General features: G+C 37.2%; 12 protein-coding genes. 8 read left to right on the plus strand and 4 right to left on the minus strand.

Going from position 1 to position 21666, the window contains the following annotated elements; all coding sequences use genetic code 11:
* Positions 1 to 201 precede the first annotated feature (201 nt).
* From DET49_RS11565 to DET49_RS11580, 4 genes are all read right to left on the minus strand, one after another.
* Positions 202 to 3249 (minus strand): SusC/RagA family TonB-linked outer membrane protein, encoded by a 3048-nt coding sequence (locus DET49_RS11565; protein WP_133548265.1) that lies wholly within the window; start codon positions 3247 to 3249, stop codon positions 202 to 204.
* A 16-nt stretch (positions 3250 to 3265) separates the two neighbouring features.
* Positions 3266 to 5752: a hypothetical protein gene (locus tag DET49_RS11570; protein WP_208109643.1), complete on the minus strand. Its 2487-nt coding sequence runs from the start codon at positions 5750 to 5752 to the stop codon at positions 3266 to 3268.
* 169 nt (positions 5753 to 5921) lie between these two features.
* On the minus strand, positions 5922 to 6944 hold the full coding sequence (locus tag DET49_RS11575; RefSeq protein ID WP_133548266.1) for a LacI family DNA-binding transcriptional regulator: 1023 nt from the start codon (positions 6942 to 6944) through the stop codon (positions 5922 to 5924).
* Positions 6945 to 7461: 517 nt separating this feature from the next.
* Positions 7462 to 7863 (minus strand): hypothetical protein, encoded by a 402-nt coding sequence (locus tag DET49_RS11580; RefSeq protein ID WP_133548267.1) that lies wholly within the window; start codon positions 7861 to 7863, stop codon positions 7462 to 7464.
* A 455-nt stretch (positions 7864 to 8318) separates the two neighbouring features.
* Here DET49_RS11580 and DET49_RS11585 point away from each other — a divergent pair, with 455 nt between their 5' ends.
* From DET49_RS11585 to DET49_RS11620, 8 genes are all read left to right on the plus strand, one after another.
* The gene (locus DET49_RS11585) at positions 8319 to 9803 is read left to right on the plus strand and encodes a S41 family peptidase (RefSeq protein WP_133548268.1); all 1485 of its coding nucleotides are present in this window, start codon (positions 8319 to 8321) and stop codon (positions 9801 to 9803) included.
* A gap of 512 nt (positions 9804 to 10315) precedes the next feature.
* A complete protein-coding gene (nirB, locus tag DET49_RS11590; protein WP_133548269.1) occupies positions 10316 to 12826 on the plus strand; it encodes a nitrite reductase large subunit NirB in 2511 nt (836 codons plus the stop codon).
* Positions 12827 to 12872: 46 nt separating this feature from the next.
* Complete coding sequence (nirD, locus tag DET49_RS11595) at positions 12873 to 13250, plus strand: nitrite reductase small subunit NirD (RefSeq protein ID WP_133548270.1); 378 nt, start codon at positions 12873 to 12875, stop codon at positions 13248 to 13250.
* Between the two features lie 11 nt (positions 13251 to 13261).
* Positions 13262 to 13840 (plus strand): DUF4202 domain-containing protein, encoded by a 579-nt coding sequence (locus DET49_RS11600; protein ID WP_133548271.1) that lies wholly within the window; start codon positions 13262 to 13264, stop codon positions 13838 to 13840.
* 3 nt (positions 13841 to 13843) lie between these two features.
* Positions 13844 to 15661 carry an ATP-binding protein gene (locus tag DET49_RS11605; RefSeq protein ID WP_133548272.1) on the plus strand — a complete coding sequence of 606 codons (1818 nt, stop codon included), beginning with the start codon at positions 13844 to 13846 and terminating at the stop codon, positions 15659 to 15661.
* Between the two features lie 49 nt (positions 15662 to 15710).
* On the plus strand, positions 15711 to 16379 hold the full coding sequence (locus DET49_RS11610; protein ID WP_133548273.1) for a response regulator transcription factor: 669 nt from the start codon (positions 15711 to 15713) through the stop codon (positions 16377 to 16379).
* Positions 16380 to 16602: 223 nt separating this feature from the next.
* Positions 16603 to 18003: an MFS transporter gene (locus DET49_RS11615; RefSeq protein ID WP_133548274.1), complete on the plus strand. Its 1401-nt coding sequence runs from the start codon at positions 16603 to 16605 to the stop codon at positions 18001 to 18003.
* Positions 18004 to 18117: 114 nt separating this feature from the next.
* Positions 18118 to 21642 (plus strand): nitrate reductase, encoded by a 3525-nt coding sequence (locus DET49_RS11620; protein WP_133548275.1) that lies wholly within the window; start codon positions 18118 to 18120, stop codon positions 21640 to 21642.
* The last annotated feature ends 24 nt before the right edge of the window (positions 21643 to 21666 follow it).

Below are 21666 nucleotides of genomic sequence, written 5' to 3' on the forward strand. Positions count from 1 at the left end.
ATTCTTTCCAGGAAAAAAAACCAGCGATCAAATTTGAAACTCAAACAACCAATCAAATTGCACTGTTCTATTAAATCCTTAGATCGAATTCAGGTCTATAGGGTCCTGATCTAAACTACAGCTCATAAATATTCCACTCAGAGCTATAACAATTGTTTTGCTTATTTTTTTCATTTTAATTTCTTTTAATTAATATAACTTTTATAAAGTAATATTTGCACCGAATAAAACGGTCAATGATTGAGGATAAGTCCCATAATCTATCAAGGCTGTAGATTCTGGATCAAGACCCGTATAATCTGTTATAGTAAAAATGTTTTGTCCGGATACATATAGTCTCAAATTTTTAATTCCTAAATTCTTTTCCAAATTTAAACTATAACCTAATTCAACATTCTTAAGCCTTAAATATGAAGCATCTTCAACATAGATATCGGAAATCCTGCTACTACCGTTGTCTGAAAAACTAACTCTAGGTATAGAATTAGTAGAACCTTCACCATCCCAGCTATTTAAAACCCGGGTTGTATAATTAAAAGGTCGGGTATCATAATCAATTATCTTCTTCAAATCGTTAAAACGGTCTACTCCGTTAACTCCTTGAAAAAGAATATTGAAATCGAAAGCATTATAATTAAAACCCATATTAAGTCCATAGCTGAGCTTGGGGTTTGGATTACCAATAAAATCTCTATCATTATCATTTATTTTTCCATCTCCGTTCAAATCTTTAAATTTAATATCACCAGGCTGCTGTGGGGGATTCGCAGTTCCATTTAAATGTTCTAACACTTCTTCTTCATTCTGATAAATACCTTCCTGAACAAATCCATAATAAGAATTTAAAGCTTCCCCTGGTTGGGTTCGGGTAACCATACCTGAGATATAAGGTAGATTTGGATGAAGGGAATTTACTTCATTTTTTAGTGATGAAACGTTTCCGCTTATTTTGTATTTGAATTCATTATCATAATTTCTATAGGTTAAGCCAAATTCAAAACCGCTATTAGTTACTTCTCCTGCATTTAAAAAAGTAGGAGAAACATCTCCAACAAATTGAGGTAGGGAAATAGGCAATAAAATATCAGAAGTTTCCTTTTTAAAATAATCTAGAGAACCAAATAATCTGTTTTCCATTAATCCGAAATCTAAACCGACATTGGTTTGAGTTGTAGTTTCCCATTTCAAATCTGGATTCCCATAACGGTTTATTAAATACCTATCAGCATCCCGACGGTATAAAGTCAAATATGCAAAATTTGGTATCTCCTGGTTTCCCAATTGTCCCCAACTTGCTCTTAATTTCAACTCTGATAACCAGTCTAAATCTTGAATAAACTCCTCTTCAGAAATCATCCAACCAGCAGACATTGATGGAAAGTATCCCCATTGATTTTCCTCTGCAAATCGGGAGGATGCATCCGCTCTTAAATTAGCAGTTAACATATATTTATACTTGTAACTATAAGTTGCCGAACCAAAAAAAGAGAACAACGACCATTCCTCAGCAAGTCCACCATTCCAAATATCTTGTTCTGTATCACCAAAATCCATATATCTGAAATTTGGTTGAGTAAAGTCAAACCTGGTACGAGATGCGTTTAAATTTGAAAGACGGCTAGTGATAAATTCAGAACCTACTAAAGCATCAATAGTATGCTCTCCAATTTCCTTTTTATAGTTCAGACTATTATTCCAGGTTAAAGTTATATCCTCTCCCCTTACCTCACTTAAACTATTAGGCCTATTTTGTCTTCCTAGTCCACTGTCCTGGCCAGCGCCACCTCCATCATCATCACCAAAATTAACTCCGAAAGCCTTATTGTGAATAAAATTTATATCTGCTCCAAAATTCGTACGAAACTTTAAAGATTTATCACTTAAAATACTGTATTCTGCGAATAGATTTCCAAAAGTTTTAAATGTTCTGGAGGCATCATCAGTAAAATACGCAAGCGCTATTGGATTCTGAGAAAATTCGTATTTACTACTTTCGTAGCTGTCTGGACTTTCGAAAAATGGAAGATCTGTGAATGGATCAGCCTCAGTATATGTAGGATCGGAAGGATCTTTAAAAACCGGAATAATAGGAGGTCTTAAAAAGGCGTGCCTTATGATTCCTGGAGCATCTCCACTAGAAGATATTCTATCTTTATATTCATAAGATACCTGAATATTTGCCCCTACTCTTAAACGGTCATTTAAATTAGAATTAATATTAGATCTAAAATTTATTCTTCTGTATTGATCATTATCATAGACTACAGGGCCATCCTGACCAAAATAACCAGCGGAGAGGAAATAATTTGTTTTTTCATTGCCTCCTGAAGCCGAAATACGAGCACTCTGGGTGATGCCCAACTCAAATAATTCATCCAAATAATCAACGTTTCCAAAATCAGCTCTTCCTTGGTCTTCAATATAGGGATTAACTCCTTCATAACCAGCATTATCCCACGCTCTCTCCACAGTTTGCATATACTGTTCTGCATTGAGTAAAGTAGGAAGGTTCTGTACTTTTTGAATTCCTCTAAAATAATTTACCTGAATACCACTTCTGTCACTACCTGTTTTAGTTTCAATAACTATTACTCCACCAGCTGCTCTAGAACCATAAATAGATGCCGCAGAGGCATCTTTTAGAACCGTCATTGATTTAATATCATTTGGGTTTAAAAAAGTTATTTCTCTTGTAGGAATTCCATCCACTACATATAAGGGATTATTATTTCCAATAGTCCCATTCCCCCTTATTCTAACTTCTATCCCATCGCCTGGAGCTCCTGTACTCTGAGTAATATTTACACCAGCAACCTGGCCTTGTAGTGCCTGAGAAACATTGGAAACTCTTCGTGATTCCAGATCCTCGACATTAACAGAACTTAAAGCACCCGTTATGGTTCGTTCTTTTTGAGAAGTATAACCAACAACTATTAAGTCATCCAATTGTGAAACCTCGCTTTCTAAAGTAACGTCAATGTTAGTTTGTCCATCGACTTCCACCTCTTTGGTTTTAAATCCTACATAAGAATAAACTAATATGGGATCCGGACCCGAAATTTCAATACTGTAATTTCCGTCAAAATCAGTCACAGCTCCGTTATTAGTCCCTTTTTCGACGATTGAAACCCCTGGAATAGGGCCTTCTGAATCGGTAACCACCCCAGTAACAGTTTGAGCAAAAGCAGTCCCAAAACTAACACTGGCAATAATTAGTAGAAGGCTTAGAATTAAACTATTTTTTTTCATAATTATTAATTTAAGATTAGTAAGGTTGATATAAAGATGTTTCTTCTGTATTTTTTCTGTAATCTGGATCCATATCTGGTGTTCTTTCTCCTATTAATTCATTTGCCATTAATACGAAAACATTCCAGCTCAATCCTCTAGTAGATGGCCACCATTCTTCGAAAGATTTCCATTTTGTAGGGATGAATTCCTTGCTATATGGCCAATTAGGATTAAGGTTTTTTTCAGCCCATAATCGGTTTTGCATACGTTTTTTTGCTGGCTTCCATCCATGCAAATATCCAACTGAATAAGCCATATACTCTGCCCTAAGCCAGCTACCTCCATTATAATAATATCCATCCCGATTATTATTTCCGTAATTATCATGACCAAATTGTCCAAAAGGTTGATATTCTCTATCCATATAAGTATAACCTTTTGAATCATCAGTGAGTCTCACAATTATGGGTGCTGTGGTCCCTAATTCAGGATAAGGAGAGTTCTCAACTTTGTTCAGCGCAGGGATCTGATTTAAATGGTTTTGTACCATTTCATCAGTCAGTAATGGTTCATCAAAGAGCCAAAGAGAAAGAAATTCCGGCACAAGATCAGTGAGACTTATTAGATCAGGATAATTAGAGTCAAAAAGCAAATGTTCTCTATTAATATCATAAAAATTACGATATTCTTGTTCTGCTTTTTCAACATAATCTTCGTCTATTTCTAATCCTAATTCCTTAATTGTTTTTAGAGCAACAGCAAACATTCCCTGATTAGCTGCCATTCTTTCAGTTTTTGGGTGATATTCCATCACATCTACTTGACTCATTGAAAAATGAGAAGCACATTTTCCATCTCTATTCTCATCAAATTCATTTAGGATGTAATCAGCCGCACGTTTAATTTTATCTTTGGGAAGTTCTACACCAAATCGTCTTTTATTTAAAAGGCCCCAAATAAGCCACTCAATAGTTGCTTCATTATCCTTGGCTTCTACAGATCCCATGTACGGAGTAATAATTGTTCCTATTGCTCCGTTTGAGTTCTGTGTTGCAGCCCATTGATTCCAAATAGATAAATTCAGGTATTTATTATATGTTGAAATTACCGACCAAAATGAATCCCGGTTATACATATCAGGAGAATAATTTAAGTTCGGGACATTGAAAGGCTTTTCATCATCTACTGATGTTATCCAGGTCATCATCTGAAAATTGGCATATAGCATTTTTTCAATTTCATTTCCTTGAAACCCCATACCTTCAGCCAGTTTGATCTGGGAGGCCACCTTAAAATCCTTGTGCCCTTCCCAGGGCTTTGAAAAAATATAAACCACCTTCTCAATAGTATCTCCCATGGACATCCTATTGTAATTTTCTATAAAAGGCCGATGCCGTTCTATTTTAAGGTTTTTCAGTGATATTGAACCTTTTAGGCCGTTTGTCCGGCCGATAAACATTTGAATACTATCTCCCTGGATGTAAGGAACCATAACACTACCCGTAAATTCTTGCCAAGTATTTTTCTCTATGGTAAACCCATCTATATATTTTATTCCATGTTCAAGTTCAGCACCCTTTTCACCATTTTTAAAGCGGTAAAGCTTAATTGCCAGAGGCATGTCTCCTTTAGCCAAAAATGATATTGTATAGATTTTCTGAGACAGCATTCCGGTTTCCACATTTAATCCAGCTGTTCCTTTATCGGAAAATTTCATTTTTATTAAGGAATCGTTTTGGCTTAAACTTACTTTCCCTTCAGGTTGATAAGGCTTTTTTAGTGTCATTTTAAAACTACTCCCCCTGTTTAGGTCAATAGCTTCACCGAAAGTATATTTAACGAAATGCTTGCCATCTCTTTGTTGATTTTCGTTAGCTACAGATAAAAGTCTAAGATCGGGAAGTATCCTCATTCCGATCATCCCTCCCCCTCTTCCGGAGAAACGCCTTCTAGTAGTTCTCGTAAAATTATTCTTATATCCGGGATTGGTTAAAAATCCTAACACAAGCCCTTGTTTTGTAATAAAACCTGCAGAAGGATAGAGCTCATGGATCATACCTCCAGGGAAGTCTTTATGCTCAAATGTTACATACTTCTGGGGTGTTTTTGCAGGTTTACTACTTAAAATCAGGGAAAAATAAAAATTAGGAATAGAATTTTGACTTAACCTCACCGTTTTTTTTATTAAACCACGTTTTATCTTTTCATAGATAACTTCCGTACTAAGATTAGCATCAAATTGCTTTAAGTATAGATTTTTTTCAAGGATAATACCTGATGATGTTCTTTTATAAGAGGATGCCTTCCATTCCTTAATATCCAATTGCACACTTGAATCTAAATTGGAGAGATCTAAATCAAATTCTCCTTGGCTTTTTAATAAAAGTTCGGAATTATTATAAATTTCCACATAGTATCCAGATTTTTCATCACCAACTACCTTTGGTTCCAAATATTGAGTATAGCCCACTACTGATAGCAATGGAGTTAGAAACAAAGAAAAAATTGTCTTGAATTTCATAACATCGAATTATTAACCAAAAAATATCCGAAAACGATCTAGTAAAACGTTTTACCTTAAAGCGAATGTAACTATGATATTCTTTTCTACCAAATAAATTAAACAAAAGTGAAAATTTTTAAGAAATAAAGAAAGGCAGGAAATCACCCATATGTAAAGAAATAATAGACTACTGAGATTTACGAATAATCAGTTTTCCTTTTAGAGCTTTTTGGTAAAATGCATCTTCCTTAAACGGTTTTGTTTTTAGCAACTTTAATGTGCCCTTAATTAATTGCTCTGCTAATTCCTGTACCGGTTGGGCTATTACACTAATTGGTGGGGTAAATAATTCAAAAACATCTCGGTCATCAAAAGAAATAATACCAAGATCCTCAGGTATTAATAAACCTTTATTCTTAATCACTCTGAGGCCACTTATAGCAAGATTATTCGTAGCGAATAAAATCCCATCAATCTCTGGATGTTTTTCTAGAAAAAATTTAATATCATCTCGACCTTTTTCAGTTTTTATATTATCAAAAAGGATAAGTAAAGAATATTCTTTTAAATTATATTTTTTTATTGAATCCCTATAACCCTCTAATCGATTGGATAAAGGTGAAAGAACTGATTTAATTCCAATAAATGCAATATTTCTTTTTCCAGAATCATACAGAGATTTGGTCGCCTCCCTTGCTCCATTATAGTTTTCCAGTACTACATAATTATGTTTAAACCCATCAAAATGTCGATCGAATACCATTACTACCTGATTTTCGCCATAAATTAAATTTTTTAATTCATCCTCAAATCCTTCCGGAGGCGTAATTATAAATGCATCTACTTGCCTGTCCTTAAAAAGATTAAGTAACTCCAAGGCTCTTTCTTTCTTGTTCTCTGTACTACAGTAAATAATTTTATATCCATTATTGAATGCAATTGTTTCCATTTCCTTAGCTATGGCGGAAAAAAATGGATCCGAAATATCCTCAGCCATGAAAACAATAGTTTTTGATTTCCCCGTTCTTAAGCTTTGGGCTGAGGAGTTAGGTTTATATCCTACCTTTTCGATATAATCTTTTACTTTTTTTATAACCTCTTTGCTAATTTTATTCTCAGCTTTGTTATTTATAATAAAAGAAATAGTAGTAATTGATATCCCCAGTTCTTTGGAGATATCTTTCATTGAAATTTTCTTGTTTTTCTTCATCGAATTGGTAAAACATTTAAATTATAAAATAGGAAAGAAATAAATTAACCGGATAATTAAAACAAATGTATAAAAATGAATATAGCTTAATTTGCTTAACAAAATTTAGTTGAAATTAATGGAATTAAATTCTTTCAGCATATCTAATAAACAGCCTTTTGATTAAGATTATACTGACTGAGAAAAATTGATATAATTCTTTTACTACAAATTGTATAATTAGTAAGTGTAGAAATGAAAGTTTTCGCGAAAAGCTATTTTACAATGCTTACCATTTTTTAAGATAAAAGTTAGGCAATGAAAAACTTAGTCAGTGTATAAAGAAAGCTTTAAACCATCGAAAATCGGAATTAACGAAATATAAGTTTTATAAAAACCACAGATCCTAAATATTAAGTAATTCGCTATAGGTATTAGAATATTCAAAGAAAAACCCAAAATTCTATAAGAGGCTCAATTCCTTTATTAAAACTTTTTTTAGCATTAGTCTTTATTTTCTCTACTGCTCGTTCAAAATTTACTCTTCTGCTTCGTCAGGGTTTATTTTCTTAAGAACGATTACTTTTCCCTGAGATTTTGTCATCAAGGTAAAAAACCCTTTATAAAGGTTTATTGCTTCAATATAGGCACAGAATATATTTCCGTTTTTATTAATTTCTTTAAGAAAGAATTGTTGATCTTGAAGTTCTTCCCCACAACAAGTTTTAGTTATTTCATACCTATTAGTAGATTGTAATTCATCTCCAAAATATCTTTTTAGCATACCATTTTCTAAAAAATTCAATCTAGTCCGTGGATCATTTTCAAGATGCCAGGACCCCAAGATTTCATTTTCTAAATCAGCATATGATTGATGATTTTGAGCGTAAATGGAATTTCCCGCTAATAAGAAAAAAAATGTTATTTTTAAATATTTCATAATATACAATTGAACCTGAATTTTCATTTCGGAACTGATTTAAAATTTTGTTTTTACCTTTTTATCTTCCGCAATTTTCCTTATTTGCCAACTGTTCCATACTTTTGAAATACCTGTCGAGCCAATTTATACCTTATAGGTTAACTCCTTATTGATTTCTGAAACCCCATGATCGGTGTACACCATTTCATTCCTATTACCTTTTCTGCTCATAGCGTAGATTCTTTATCAACCACAAATAAGGTCTTTTGGTAGTTTTAACCTAAAGATAAATATAAAAGAATCCCAGAATTCCTTATGTTTTTTGAGATAATTCTATAAAGTGTGGTGCAGGCAAATCTTTATTCTGGCACAGTTGATGAATTATATTAAACAACAGACACCAAAAACTTGAGCAGTTTAAATTTGATAGGCAGTAAGATTAGTCTTCTGTTAAAATAAAATCAGATAACACTATGAAAATCAATAAATTATTTGCAATACTGGCTTTATCGGCATTCTGTCTTACCTCATGTGAGAAGGATGATGAAGCACTAAATGATACAGTCTCAGAAACTGAAAAAAATTCTAAAACAGAACAAGCAAGTGAATATGAAGTGGAACAATTCATACATAAGGGTATGAACGAATTGTATCTTTATAAATCAGAAGTGCCTGAGCTCGCCGACTCTTATTTTGTAAAAGATTCAGAGAGAAATGAGTTTCTGGCCAGTTTTGGATCTCCCAAAAAACTTTTTGATGCTATTCTTTTTTCACAGGATAGATTTAGCTTTATTACAGATGACTATATATCGCTTGAGGAAAGGTTTGAAGGAATCAGCAGTAGCACGGCAGGGATGAAATATGGACTGGGACAAATCAGTGGAACTGACAATATTTTTGGATTTCTTCAATATATTATTCCAGGCACTTCAGCTCACGAGTCCGGCCTGACCAGGGGAACTGTCTTTACTGAAGTGGATGGAGTGAAATTGACTATGGATAATTTTTCAGCCTTACTTGATAAGAATTCGTTATCAATCAATCTTGGCGAAATTCAAAACGGGGCGATCGTAATGAGTGATAAAACTATTACCTTGCATCATTCCCAATATACAGCAAATCCGGTTCACATAGCTAAGACTCTTAATGTTGAAGGTCAAAAAGTAGGGTATTTAATGTACAATAGTTTTGTCGCCGATTTTGATGATGAACTCAATGCTGCTTTTGGTCAGTTCAAAGCTGAAGGTGTTACAGCCCTTATACTAGATCTGAGATATAATGGAGGAGGATCTGTGGAGTCAGCAGTGGATCTTGCCAGCATGATAACGGGCCAGTTCGAAGGAGAGGTCTTTATGAAAGAACATTGGAACAAAAACTATCAGGATCATTTTGAAAAGAATAATCCTGAAAGACTGGTTAACCGTTTCAATCCAGAGATTAGAACTACAGAGGCAATTAATAGCCTTCATCTTTCCAGAGTTTATGTCCTTACTTCAGGAAAGACAGCCTCGGCCAGTAAGTTAGTGATCAACGGACTTGAACCCTATATTAATGTTATTCAGATTGGAGAGACAACTACTGGGAAATTTCAAGCTTCGGTAACACTTTATGATAGTCCAGATTTTTCCCGTAATGGTGCCAATGAAAATCATAAATATGCGATTCAGCCGCTAGTTTTTAAATCTTCCAATGTAGAGGGAAAATCAGACTATGTTAATGGCTTGCCACCAGATGTAGTTTATGCAGAAAACCTTAATGAACTGGGGGTTTTGGGAGAAACGTCAGAACCCCTTTTGAAGGCTGCTCTAAACCATCTGCTGGGGAAAGCCCAGGAAACAAAAACCGCCTCTGATAAGAGGACTTCCGAAAAATTCAAAACCATTGGTGAGAGTGGCATGAACAGTCCTATTTACCAAAAGATGTTTACAGACAAATTGCCACCGGCACTTCCGGAATAATTTTGCAGCAATATAAAAAGAACCTTCTCTTTTGGTCAAATGGCTCCTAGCCATTATTCCCAAAAGAGCATATCTCAGTAGGCAGATGTGTCAGTTTTCAATTCCCAGGAAGTTTGATTTATCTATTTGGATCATATAGCTGAAAGCTTCTATAGGTATGAGTTTTCTGAAGAATTACCAATAAACATGATTTAACTCTTGCTGCTAAAGAGGTTTCCTACCATTTACCTGATGGATTTCTACAAATATTATTTTTGGATTGGCTCTATTTAGTAGTAATTCGTAATGACCTTCAAACAGGTTAGCTTTTTAACCAATTCAGGTTAATCTAATTCATAGAAGTGTTCCCTGCAAATATATTTTTGAATTTTTCTCTTTCTCAGGCATATAAAATTTATAATCATGCGATCAGTTTCTTTAATTATCGTAAAACCTTAATTCTTTCAAGAAATTTAAATTATATACGTATAAATACGTATTTATACTTAAATTTGAATCAAACTTACGTAGTTATGAGGAAAATAGTTGTAGTAGGAAATGGAATGGTTGGTTATAAATTTTGTGAGAAATTAATCGCCCGTCCTGTTAGAGGAGACTTTCAAATACAGGTCTTCGGGGAAGAACCGAGTCCAGCTTATGACCGGGTGCACCTGAGTGAATATTTCTCAGAGAAAGGAAAAGATGAATTACTTATGGCTCCAAGAAGTTGGTACGAAGAAAACGGAATTCAACTACGTACTTCCTCCCTTATTGCAGAAATTAATACAGAAGAAAAGGAAGTTGTCACCTATAAAGGAGAAAAGCAAAGCTACGATTACCTGGTACTTGCCACAGGTTCTTCGGCTTTTATTCCACCTATAAAAGGTTCAGAAAAAACGGGAGTTTTTGTGTATCGTACTACAGAAGATTTGGATGCTATAAAAACCTATGCGAAAAAACTTCGGAAGAAAAACAAATCAAAAACCACGGTGCTTGGAGGCGGACTTTTAGGACTGGAAGCAGCCAATGCTGCCAAAGAACTCGGCCTTGAAACCAGCGTGATAGAATTTGCGCCACGATTAATGCCCAGGCAATTAGATGATGCCGGTAGTAACACCCTTATTCGTAAAATAGAAAATTTAAATATAAAAATACTAACCAATAAAGCTACTTCAGAAATATGTGGGGAAGAAGAAATTGATGCACTTACCTTTACAGATGGTTCCCGTTATGAAACTGATATGCTTATTATTTCTGCTGGAATCCGCCCACGCGATGAACTGGCAAAAACTGGCGGACTTAAAATTGGCGAACGTGGTGGGATATTGGTTAATAATAAGATGGAAACATCGGCAAAAGATGTTTACGCCATTGGAGAGGCTGCACTCTACAACAACGCTATCTACGGCCTTGTCGCCCCAGGATATAATATGGCCGAGGTTGCTGTCTCTCAAATTTGCGGTGGTGATAAAACGATGGCCGATCATATTGATATGTCCACCCAGTTAAAACTAATTGGCACCGATGTGGCCAGTTTTGGTAATCCGTTTATTGAAAATGATGAAGTATCTGCCATTACCTACGAAAATAAACGATGTGGGATTTATAAACGTATAAACGTATCCCGCGATGGTAAAAAACTTCTCGGTGGAATTTTAGTAGGCGATGCTTCAGAGTATCAGAATTTATTCCAGATATATATCAACGGAATGAAACTCCCTGAAAACCCTGAGGATCTTATACTGGGAAGCCGGGGTGGGGAAAACACGGCCATGGGTTCAATGACCGATTTACCCGATACCGCACAAATTTGTTCCTGCGAGGCCATTTCAAAAGGAGATATCTGCAATCCACTGGAAACGGGGCAGTGCAGCTCAATGGACGATGTAGTGGCTAGAACCAAAGCCACAACAGGTTGTGGTGGCTGCAAACCTATGGTTACCGATCTTTTTAATGCTACTATGAAAACGCTGGGAAAGGAAGTAAAAGAGGTGATTTGCGAACATTTCGATTTTAACCGACAGGAACTCCTGGATCTTATAAAAATTAATAAAGTCAAAGATTTTAATGAAGCACTAAATCTCTTCGGAAAAGGTCATGGTTGTGAAAAATGCAAACCCGTTTTGGCTTCGATTTTTGCAAGTATTACTATGGAAACAGCCAATAAACAGGTAACCATCCAGGATAGTAACGACAAGTTTTTAGCCAATATTCAACGAAACGGGACTTATTCTATCGTTCCACGTATACCGGGCGGTGAAATTACCCCAGATAAATTAATGACTATAGGCGCCGTAGCCAAGAAATTTGACCTTTACACCAAAATTACCGGCGGACAACGTATTGATCTGTTTGGTGCTGAACTGCATCAACTTCCTGAAATATGGAAGGAATTAATCGATGCCGGATTTGAAAGCGGCCATGCCTATGGAAAATCTCTGCGAACGGTTAAAAGTTGTGTGGGTTCTACCTGGTGCCGTTTCGGAATGCATGAAAGTGTAAGTTTTGCCATTCAAATCGAAGAACGCTATCGCGGTTTGCGCTCACCGCATAAATTAAAAGGAGGGGTTTCCGGTTGCATTAGAGAATGTGCTGAAGCGCGCGGAAAGGATTTTGGAATCATTGCTGTTGAATCTGGCTGGAATTTATATGTATGCGGAAATGGAGGCGCCACCCCAAAACACGCCATTTTACTTGCTGAAGGTTTAGACGATGAAACAACCATAAAATATCTTGATAGATTTCTGATGTATTACATCCATACGGCTGCACCATTAATGCGTACCGCTCCCTGGCTGGAAAAATTGGACGGAGGCATTGAACACCTAAAAAAAGTAGTAATCGAAGATTCTTTAGGTATTGCCGAAGATCTAGAAAAAGAAATGGAGGGGCTAATTACCAATTACGAATGTGAATGGAAACAGGCTATAGAGGACCCGGAAATGATGAAGCGTTTTAAACATTTTGTCAATTCAGATGAAGGAGATGATAACATTAGTTATGTCCCCCTTCGTGACCAAAAAATGCCGAGAGCGTGGACCTAAGTTTAAAAGGCTTTCGAATCAATTCCTAATATCAAACTTTAAAACAATGCAAGAATTATTAGCTCAATACCAAAGTGTAGCGTTACCAGAAGTAGTAAGATGGGTAAATGTAGGGAAAGCCGAAGAATTTCCTGAAAATGGTGGTGCCTGCATAAAATATAAAAATAAGCAAATTGCGGTATTTAATTTTACCCGGGAATCATCATGGTATGCCTGCCAGAACCTTTGTCCGCATAAACTTGAAATGGTGCTATCTCGCGGGATGATCGGCGATAAAGAAGGAATTCCAAAAGTAGCATGCCCTATGCATAAAAAAACCTTTTCCTTAAAAGACGGGAATAACCTTAATGGTGAGGATTATAAAATTGCCGTCTATCCCGTTAAAATTGAATCAGAAAATGTCTATATTGGTTTTATAGATTAAGAAACCTCCCAATGAGTAAATTCCAGAAAGCCATACAGCATATAGACCAAAAAAATGCTGAAGACCCTAATTTAGAAAAAGCAAATGGAAAGGAATTTCCGAAAGAATTACTGTATTCAAAGCGTATGACGGATAAGTTGCTGGATTTTCATCCGCAGGCTTCCCAAGAATTACAAATTGCCGTACGTGCCCAACATATTTGTCGTTGGAAAGTACCGCGCGACACCTACCCTATGAACCGGGTTGGATACTTAAAATGGCGCGAAGAACTTAAAAAAACCCACGCTGAAATTACATATGAAATTTTGGATGATGTAGGTTATGATCAAGAATTTCTTGACCGGGTTTCTTTTTTGATTAAAAAAAAGCATATTAAAAAAGACGAAGAATCTCAAATTATGGAAGATGTAGTGTGCCTGGTTTTCCTTGAACATTATTTTGAAGATTTTGCAGCAAAACATAATGATGAAAAAATAATAGACATTGTAAAGAAAACCTGGGCTAAAATGTCGCCTGAAGGCCACGAAGCTGCCCTTAAACTCGCCCTTTCCAATCGCAGCGAAACTCTAATACAAGAAGCTTTAAAATAGATAATGGCATCGCATAGCTCTCTAGACCAACACACTTTTATTAAACTTAGAAAGCTATATATTCTGGCACTAACGGCTATTGCGCTTTCGGTAATCATTAGTCAATTATTCATAGGCAAGTTTCTAGAGGAACAGGAAGGAGATTCCAAACTTATCAATATCTCCGGGCGCCAGCGAATGCTCAGCCAGAAACTCACCAAAGAAAGCCTTTTACTCCTTGAAACTGAAACTATAAACGAGCGCAATAACATTGTACAAAACCTGGAAGAAAGCCTTACTCGTTGGGCGCATTCTCACGAAATTTTACAAAATGGCAGTGACAGTTTAAATATTGCTTCAGTACAGAGCGATGAAATTGAAGACAAATTCAATGACATTCAACCTTATTTTGAAGCTATTAGTGAAGCATCCCAGAATTTAATACTGAAAATAGAAGAAAACCCCGGCCGTCCTATAGAAGATTTTTCAGCTGATATAGGAAAAATTCAAGAAAATGAAGCCGCTTTTCTTGAAATTATGGACGCTATAGTAAATCAGTATGACCAGGAAGCACATAGACGGGTGGAGCGACTACAAAACCTGGAATTATTTTTAACCATTTTTACGCTTTCAATTTTATTACTGGAATTTTTCTTCATCTTTTTACCCACGGCCAAAGGAGTTCAAAGCAATATTAAAAATCTCTTGCACGCCGAATCCCGGGCCGTTAAAATGGCCCGGGATGCTGACGCCGTAAGAGAGGCCCGGGAAAAATCGGTAAAAGAATTACGGGCGCTTGGGCAGGCAATGGATAAAATATTACTTTTTGCCCGAATTACCCCAAATGGTGATATTTTGCATATTGGCGACCGGTTTTCAAAGCTATTTCAGTATAAAAAATTTAATATGGAGACTAAATTCTCCGAAGTTTTATCACCTAAAGAAAACGAACAACTCAATATTGAAAAACTTATTTCAGCGCATAAAAGATCAGGCTGGCAGGGGGAAGTAAAAGCTTCGACAAAAGAAAAAAAAGATATTTGGCTTGAGCTTTCTATAGTTCCGTTTCAACCCGAAAAAGATAAAACCGAACTTACCATAATTGGGGTAGATATCACGAAAAATAAAGAATCCCAATTAAAAATCGAGGAACTTACCCGCCAGAGTTACGAAGAAAAGATGCGGCAACAGGGACTGATTGCGAAAAAAATTATTGAAAATCAGGAAAATGAACAAAACCGGATTGCTAAAGATATTCATGACGGAATTGGCCAAATGCTAACCGGACTTAAATATAACCTGGAAAGTATAGACTTTAAGTACCCGGAAAAGGCAGAAAGTAAAATTGAAAATTTAAAGGAATTAAGTACAAGAATTATTCAGGGCGTGAGGGCTGCTACCTTCAATCTAACTCCTCCTGAACTTACTGATCACGGGATTGTACCGGCCCTTCAAAAACTTACCCAAGAGCTTTCAAAATTAACCGGAAAAAATATTATTTTATTCAATAAAACCGGGTTTTCACAGCGATTGGGAAATATTATTGAAATCAACCTTTACCGCATCACCCAGGAAGCTGTCAATAACGCTATTAAATATGCTGATTCCACCCATATTATTGTGAGTGTAAGCCACAGTAAAGAAATTTTAAGTATTAGCATTGAAGATAACGGCAAAGGATTTGATCCCGAAAGTATTTCAGCAGAAGAAAGCGGTTATCGTGGAATGGGACTCACCTTTATGAAAGAGCGTGTGAAATTTATAGACAGTCGACTTTTCATTAATTCCTCTCCTGGAGAAGGGACACGAGTAACGCTTAATCTTCCATTACAACAAGAGTAGACTTATATTTAAAAATGCGTATTTTCGTACGTATAAAATCAAAACGATTATGGGGCAAACCAAAATTCTTTTAGCCGATGACCACGAATTAGTACGTGATGGCATTAATGCCCTATTGGAAAATGAGGAAAACCTAACTGTGGTAAATGAGGCGGCCAACGGAAAGGAAGCTCTTGAAATCATTGAAAAAGATACGCCTGATTTACTTATTGTAGATATTAGAATGCCAGAACTAAACGGCATTGAAGTAGTAAAAAAAGTAAAAAAGGATTTTCCAACTCTAAAAACTCTAGTTCTTTCTATGCACGATTCCACCGAATACGTAGTACAATGCGTAGAAGCAGGCGCAGATGGTTATTTATTAAAAGGATCCAGCAAGGAAGAATTCCTTAAAGCCATTAATAAGATTGCTGGCGGAGGGAAATATTTTAGTGGTGATATTTCTGCAATTATCGTGAACAATTTTGTGAATGGAGGTTCTGAAAAGCGTGTAGATGCAAGCGCTCAACAACAGGATCCTGCACTAAACATACTTACCAAAAGGGAGAAACAAATCCTGGAACTTATTTTGAAAGGAAAAAATAACCAGGAAATTGGCGATAAGCTTGAAATTAGTAAGCGAACTGCAGAAGCCCACCGATTTAATTTGATGAAAAAACTAGAAGTAAAAAACCTTATGGAACTCACCCATAAATCCCGCGAGCTTAATTTAATTTAACCATATGTCCCTATACCAAAACAATCTGGGCACCTTTTGAACTCATTTTATTTTCAAGCTTACTGCTAAATACTATCTCTTACCCGAAAATTGATAATTTACCCCTTAAGTTTTTGAACATTTATAATTCTAAAGCTTCCTTTTTCCAATTTTCGTATTAATTCATCTTTACTTATTTTTCTAAGTATTTATACTTATTTTTAAATACTTAAAACTAAGTATTATGAAAGATGTGATCACTGGTAAAGCAACTAAATTAGATTTAAGAAATTTAAAAAGTATCCCAATAAGAACATTTTGGATTTCGGCCATAGCCTTTTTTATCTGCTTTTTTTCCTGGTTTGGAATTGTACCCTTTATGCCCCAGGTAGAAGAAGATTTAGGACTTAGTCCATCCCAAAAATGGAACGCTATTATCCTGGCTGTCTCGGGAACAGTATTTGCCCGTCTACTTATAGGCAAATTATGCGATAAGTACGGCCCTAGGATTTGTTACACCTGGTTACTGATGTTAGGAGCCATTCCCACTATTCTATGCGGGCTGGTGCAAACCCCTCTGCAATTCCAGCTTTGTCGTTTATTTATGGGGTTCATCGGGGCCTCATTCGTAATAACACAGGTGCATACTTCACTGATGTTCGCGTCTAATGTAGTGGGCACGGCTAATGCAACTTCTGCCGGCTGGGGTAACCTGGGTGGTGGTGCAAATAGGTTGGGAATGCCATTAATTGCCGCCGGCCTCGTTGCTTTCGGAGTGGCGGAAGCCGAAGTCTGGCGTTATGCCATGGTAGTGGCCGGACTGGTATGTTTCATTATGGGTTTTGTTTATTATTTCTTTACCCAGGATACCCCGGAAGGAAATTTTTCAGACTTAAAAAAATCGGGAAAAAGAATTCCCATTAAAAAAGATCAAAACGGCTTCTTAACCGCTATCAAAGATTATCGCGTATGGATACTTTTTGTAGTTTACGGAGTTTGCTTCGGAATAGAACTTACCGTTTACGGGACCATGGACAGCTACTTGCAAAACACTTTTAACCTGGAACGCGTAACAGCCGGAAACATTATTTTAGGCTTCGCACTAATGAACCTTTTTGCCAGGACCCTGGGCGGATACTTTGGTGATAAATCAGGAGAAAAAGGTGGGTTAAGGGGTCGTGTATTCTTTCTTACCCTAATTCTAATTGCCGAAGGTGTTATACTTTCGTTATTCTCCATGGCCGGAAGCCTTATTATAGCCATTGTACTCCTCACTGCATTCAGCCTAGCTGTACAAATGGCCGAAGGTGCCACATTTGCCGTGGTCCCGTTTATCAATAAAAAGGCCATCGGCTCTATCTCCGGAATTGTAGGTGCTGGCGGAAATGTTGGGGCGTTTTTAGCAGCATTATTCCTAAAAATTAAATCAGTTGCAGCCGAAGAAGCAGCAATTGCGGCTAACCAAGGACGTAGCAGTGAAATTGTTGAAGCAGCAAGAGCTTCGGCATCTTCAGCAGCAATTTCTGATGCTTTTCTATGGATTGGTTTCAGCATTCTAGCCGCAGGACTCGTTAGCCTGGCAATTCGTTTCTCACACGAAGACGAAAAAAAGGCCGCAATAGAGTTACGTCATCAAAATGCCTAAAAAGTCTTTAATAAACGCCCGAATTATATGAAGATTTAGCAGAAAAAACCCCTTCTTTTAATAAATTATAAGCGCTTAATAACCAGCGTTTAAGTATATTTTGTCGCTGAGTTTATGAAAAAAGTACTAAAAGAAAAAATAAAAACTACCTGCTCCTATTGCGGAGTGGGCTGTGGTATTGTAGCAGAAAAAGGTCCTGATAATAAAATCACGGTTAAAGGTGACCTAAACCATCCTGTAAACCGCGGAATGCTATGTTCTAAAGGGATGAACCTTGACTATGTAGCCAATGATTTATCCGACAGGATACTGCATCCGGAAATGCGTTGGAGCAAATCCCATCCACGAGAACGTGTAAGCTGGGACCAGGGCCTGGATCGGGCCGCTCGGGTTTTTAAAACCCTAATTCAAAAATACGGCCCGGATAGCGTTGGTTTCTATGTGTCGGGACAATGCCTTACTGAAGAATATTACATCGCTAACAAACTCACCAAAGGATTTCTTGGTACAAATAATATTGATACCAATTCCCGATTATGCATGAGCTCCGCGGTAGTAGCCTATAAAAAAACATTTGGTGAGGATTCGGTGCCGGTATCCTATGATGATATTGAACTGGCTGATTGTTTTTTAATCGCCGGAGCCAACCCGGCCTGGTGCCACCCTATTCTGTTCCGAAGACTGGAAAAACATAAAGAGGAAAACCCGGAAGAGGTAAAAGTAATTGTGGTGGACCCACGTAAGACCGATTCTGCGCGCTTTGCCGATCTCCACCTGCAACTTATCCCAGGGACCGATATTATTTTGTTTAACGCTATTGGTCGCCGCCTGATAGAAAGAGGCTATATCGACAAAAATTTTGTAAAGGAACACACTGAAAATTTTCAGGATTATAAAAAGCAAGCCTATTCACTTTCTCTCAAAAAAGCTGCTAAAGCATGTGGTGTGCCGATAGATGAAATTAAACAAGCCGCTGAATTGGTTGGTCGTTCCAAAGGTTTTATCAGTATGTGGGCTATGGGGCTTAATCAAAGTTCTGTGGGCACCGATAAAAATTTCGCATTACTTAACCTTTCCCTCATAACCGGGAGGGTAGGAAAACCCGGCAATGGGCCCTTTTCTCTAACGGGGCAGCCCAACGCCATGGGTGGACGGGAAGTTGGTGGAATGGCCAATTTACTCGCAGTTCATAAAAATCTGAATAATCCGGAACACAGACAGGAAGTAGCTGATTTTTGGGGCGTAGATAAGATCTCAGAAAAACCGGGCTATACTGCAACAGAAATGTTTGATGCCCTAGAAAGCGGTAAATTAAAGGCGGTATGGATTGCCTGTACCAATCCGCTGGTGAGCCTGCCCGATGTTCGTAGAGCAGAAGCTGCACTTAAAAAAGCCAAATTTGTAGTGGTTCAGGAAATCTCGCATAAATCTGACACCCTGGAATATGCCGATTTGGTATTACCTGCCGCCGGATGGATGGAAAAGGAAGGTACTATGACCAATTCTGAAAGACGGATTTCATATTTACCTCAGGCACTCACGCCCCCCGGGGAAGCCCGTGCCGATGTAGAAATCTTTTGCGATTTTGCCCAAAGAATGGGGTTCTCTGAATTTAACTATAACGCTACAGAGGAAATTTACGCGGAATACTGCCAAATGACTAGAGGCACTAATATTGATATTTCCCATCTAAATTACGACCGTTTAAAAAACGAAGGAAGTATTCAATGGCCAGTACCGCAATATCGCCATCCCGGGACTAAAAGGCTATTTGAGGATCACCAGTTTTATACCCCCTCTAAAAAAGCGATTTTTAATATTCCTGCGTCAATTAATAACACATCTATTCAACCCGATGAAGAATTCCCATTAATCCTAACCACAGGGAGGGTTAGGGACCAGTGGCACAGTATGACAAAAACGGGAAAGGTCTCGCGGCTACGCACCCATTATTCTTCACCGGTCTTAGAGATCAATCCTGTAGATGGTATTAAGAATTTTATTAAGAACGGCGAGGTAGTTGAAGTAAAAAGCGAAAATGGAAATGTTAGAGTCCGAGCGAAAATTACCAAAGATGTAAGGCCGGGTGTACTATTTTTACCAATGCATTGGGGGAAACAACTTCGGAGTGATCTTAACCGGACAAATAATTTAACCTTTAACCGGGTTGATCCGCAATCAAAAGAACCCGATTTCAAATTTACCAGGGTTTCGGTTTCAAAATATCAAAAGCCGGTTGAAAAAATAATAATCATCGGTGCGGGAGCATCAGCATTTCGGTTTGTTCAAAATTATCGCGACCATAATAAGGATGATGAGTTGCATGTCTTTTCAGAAGAAGAGCATCCTTTTTATAACAGGGTTTTACTGCCCGAATATGTTACTGAAGAACTCAGCTGGGAAAAACTTTTAAAAATCAAGGAAGTTGAATTGGGAAAATTAAATCTTCAACTCCATAAAGGCCGTTCTATTTCCAAAATAGATGAAAAAGGAAAGTTGGTAACCGACCATTTGGGTGAAAACCATTATTTTGATAAATTGATTATTGCCACCGGTAGTCGGGCATTTGTACCAAAAGACGCCCAGCTTGGTTCTCCAGGAAGATTTACCATGCGAAGTAAGTCAGATGCCGATCAATTTAAAACCTACCTGCAAAATACCGGCCTACCCCCAGAAGAGCAGCACGTAGTGATTGTTGGCGGTGGCCTGCTTGGCTTAGAGCTTGCGGCAGCCTTGCAAAAAGAAAATGTGAATATCACCATAGTGCAACGCTCATCACGGCTTATGGAGCGCCAACTGGATATCCTATCCAGTAAACTACTTGCCAGGGACGTCCAGGAACGGGGAATAAATATTTATTTCGATAACGAGGTGAGTACGGTTTTTGACGCTCAGGATGATCCCGGGGAATTAAATATCACTTTAAAGAGTGGAAAAATCCTAAATGCACACGCAATTGCCTATGCTATCGGTACCCGTCCAAATATTGAAATTGCAAAAGAAAGCGGCCTTTTGTGTGGACGCGGTGTAAAAGTCAATGAACATTTACAAACCAGTAATCCCGATATTTTTGCTATTGGAGAAATTGCTGAATTCAAAAACCAGTTGTTTGGAATCACCTCCGCTGCGGAAGAACAGGCCGAAAGTCTTTCTAATTTCCTTGCCGGCGATGTAGGTAGTATTTACAAGGGGTCTGTACTTATGAATATTTTAAAATTCAAAGATCTTGACCTGTGTAGTATAGGAGAAATCAATGTTCCTGAAAACGACCCATCCTATGAAGAAATTGTGTTTACTGATGTTAGCAAACGCTACTATAAAAAATGCATAGTAAAAAATGATCTGCTCGTTGGCGCCATTTTAATGGGTGATAAGAACGAGTTTGCTGAATTTAAAACCCTTATTGAAAGTAAGATGGAACTAGCCGATAAACGAAATACATTGTTGCGGGGTTCATCAGGTAATAAACCGGTAAAAGGAAAGCTTGTTTGTTCCTGTTCCCAGGTTGGAATCGGAAACCTGAAAGATGCGATCAAAACTGGAAATAATGACTTTACGGCGCTTTGCAAGGAAACCGGTGCAGGGTTGGGTTGCGGAAGTTGTAAAACCGAAGTGAGGGAGATTTTATTAGCTGGATAGCAGGCTTATAGATTAAGATTGACC

Origin of the sequence: Salegentibacter sp. 24 (assembly GCF_004362395.1) — a bacterium.
In the GTDB taxonomy this organism is placed as follows: domain Bacteria; phylum Bacteroidota; class Bacteroidia; order Flavobacteriales; family Flavobacteriaceae; genus Salegentibacter.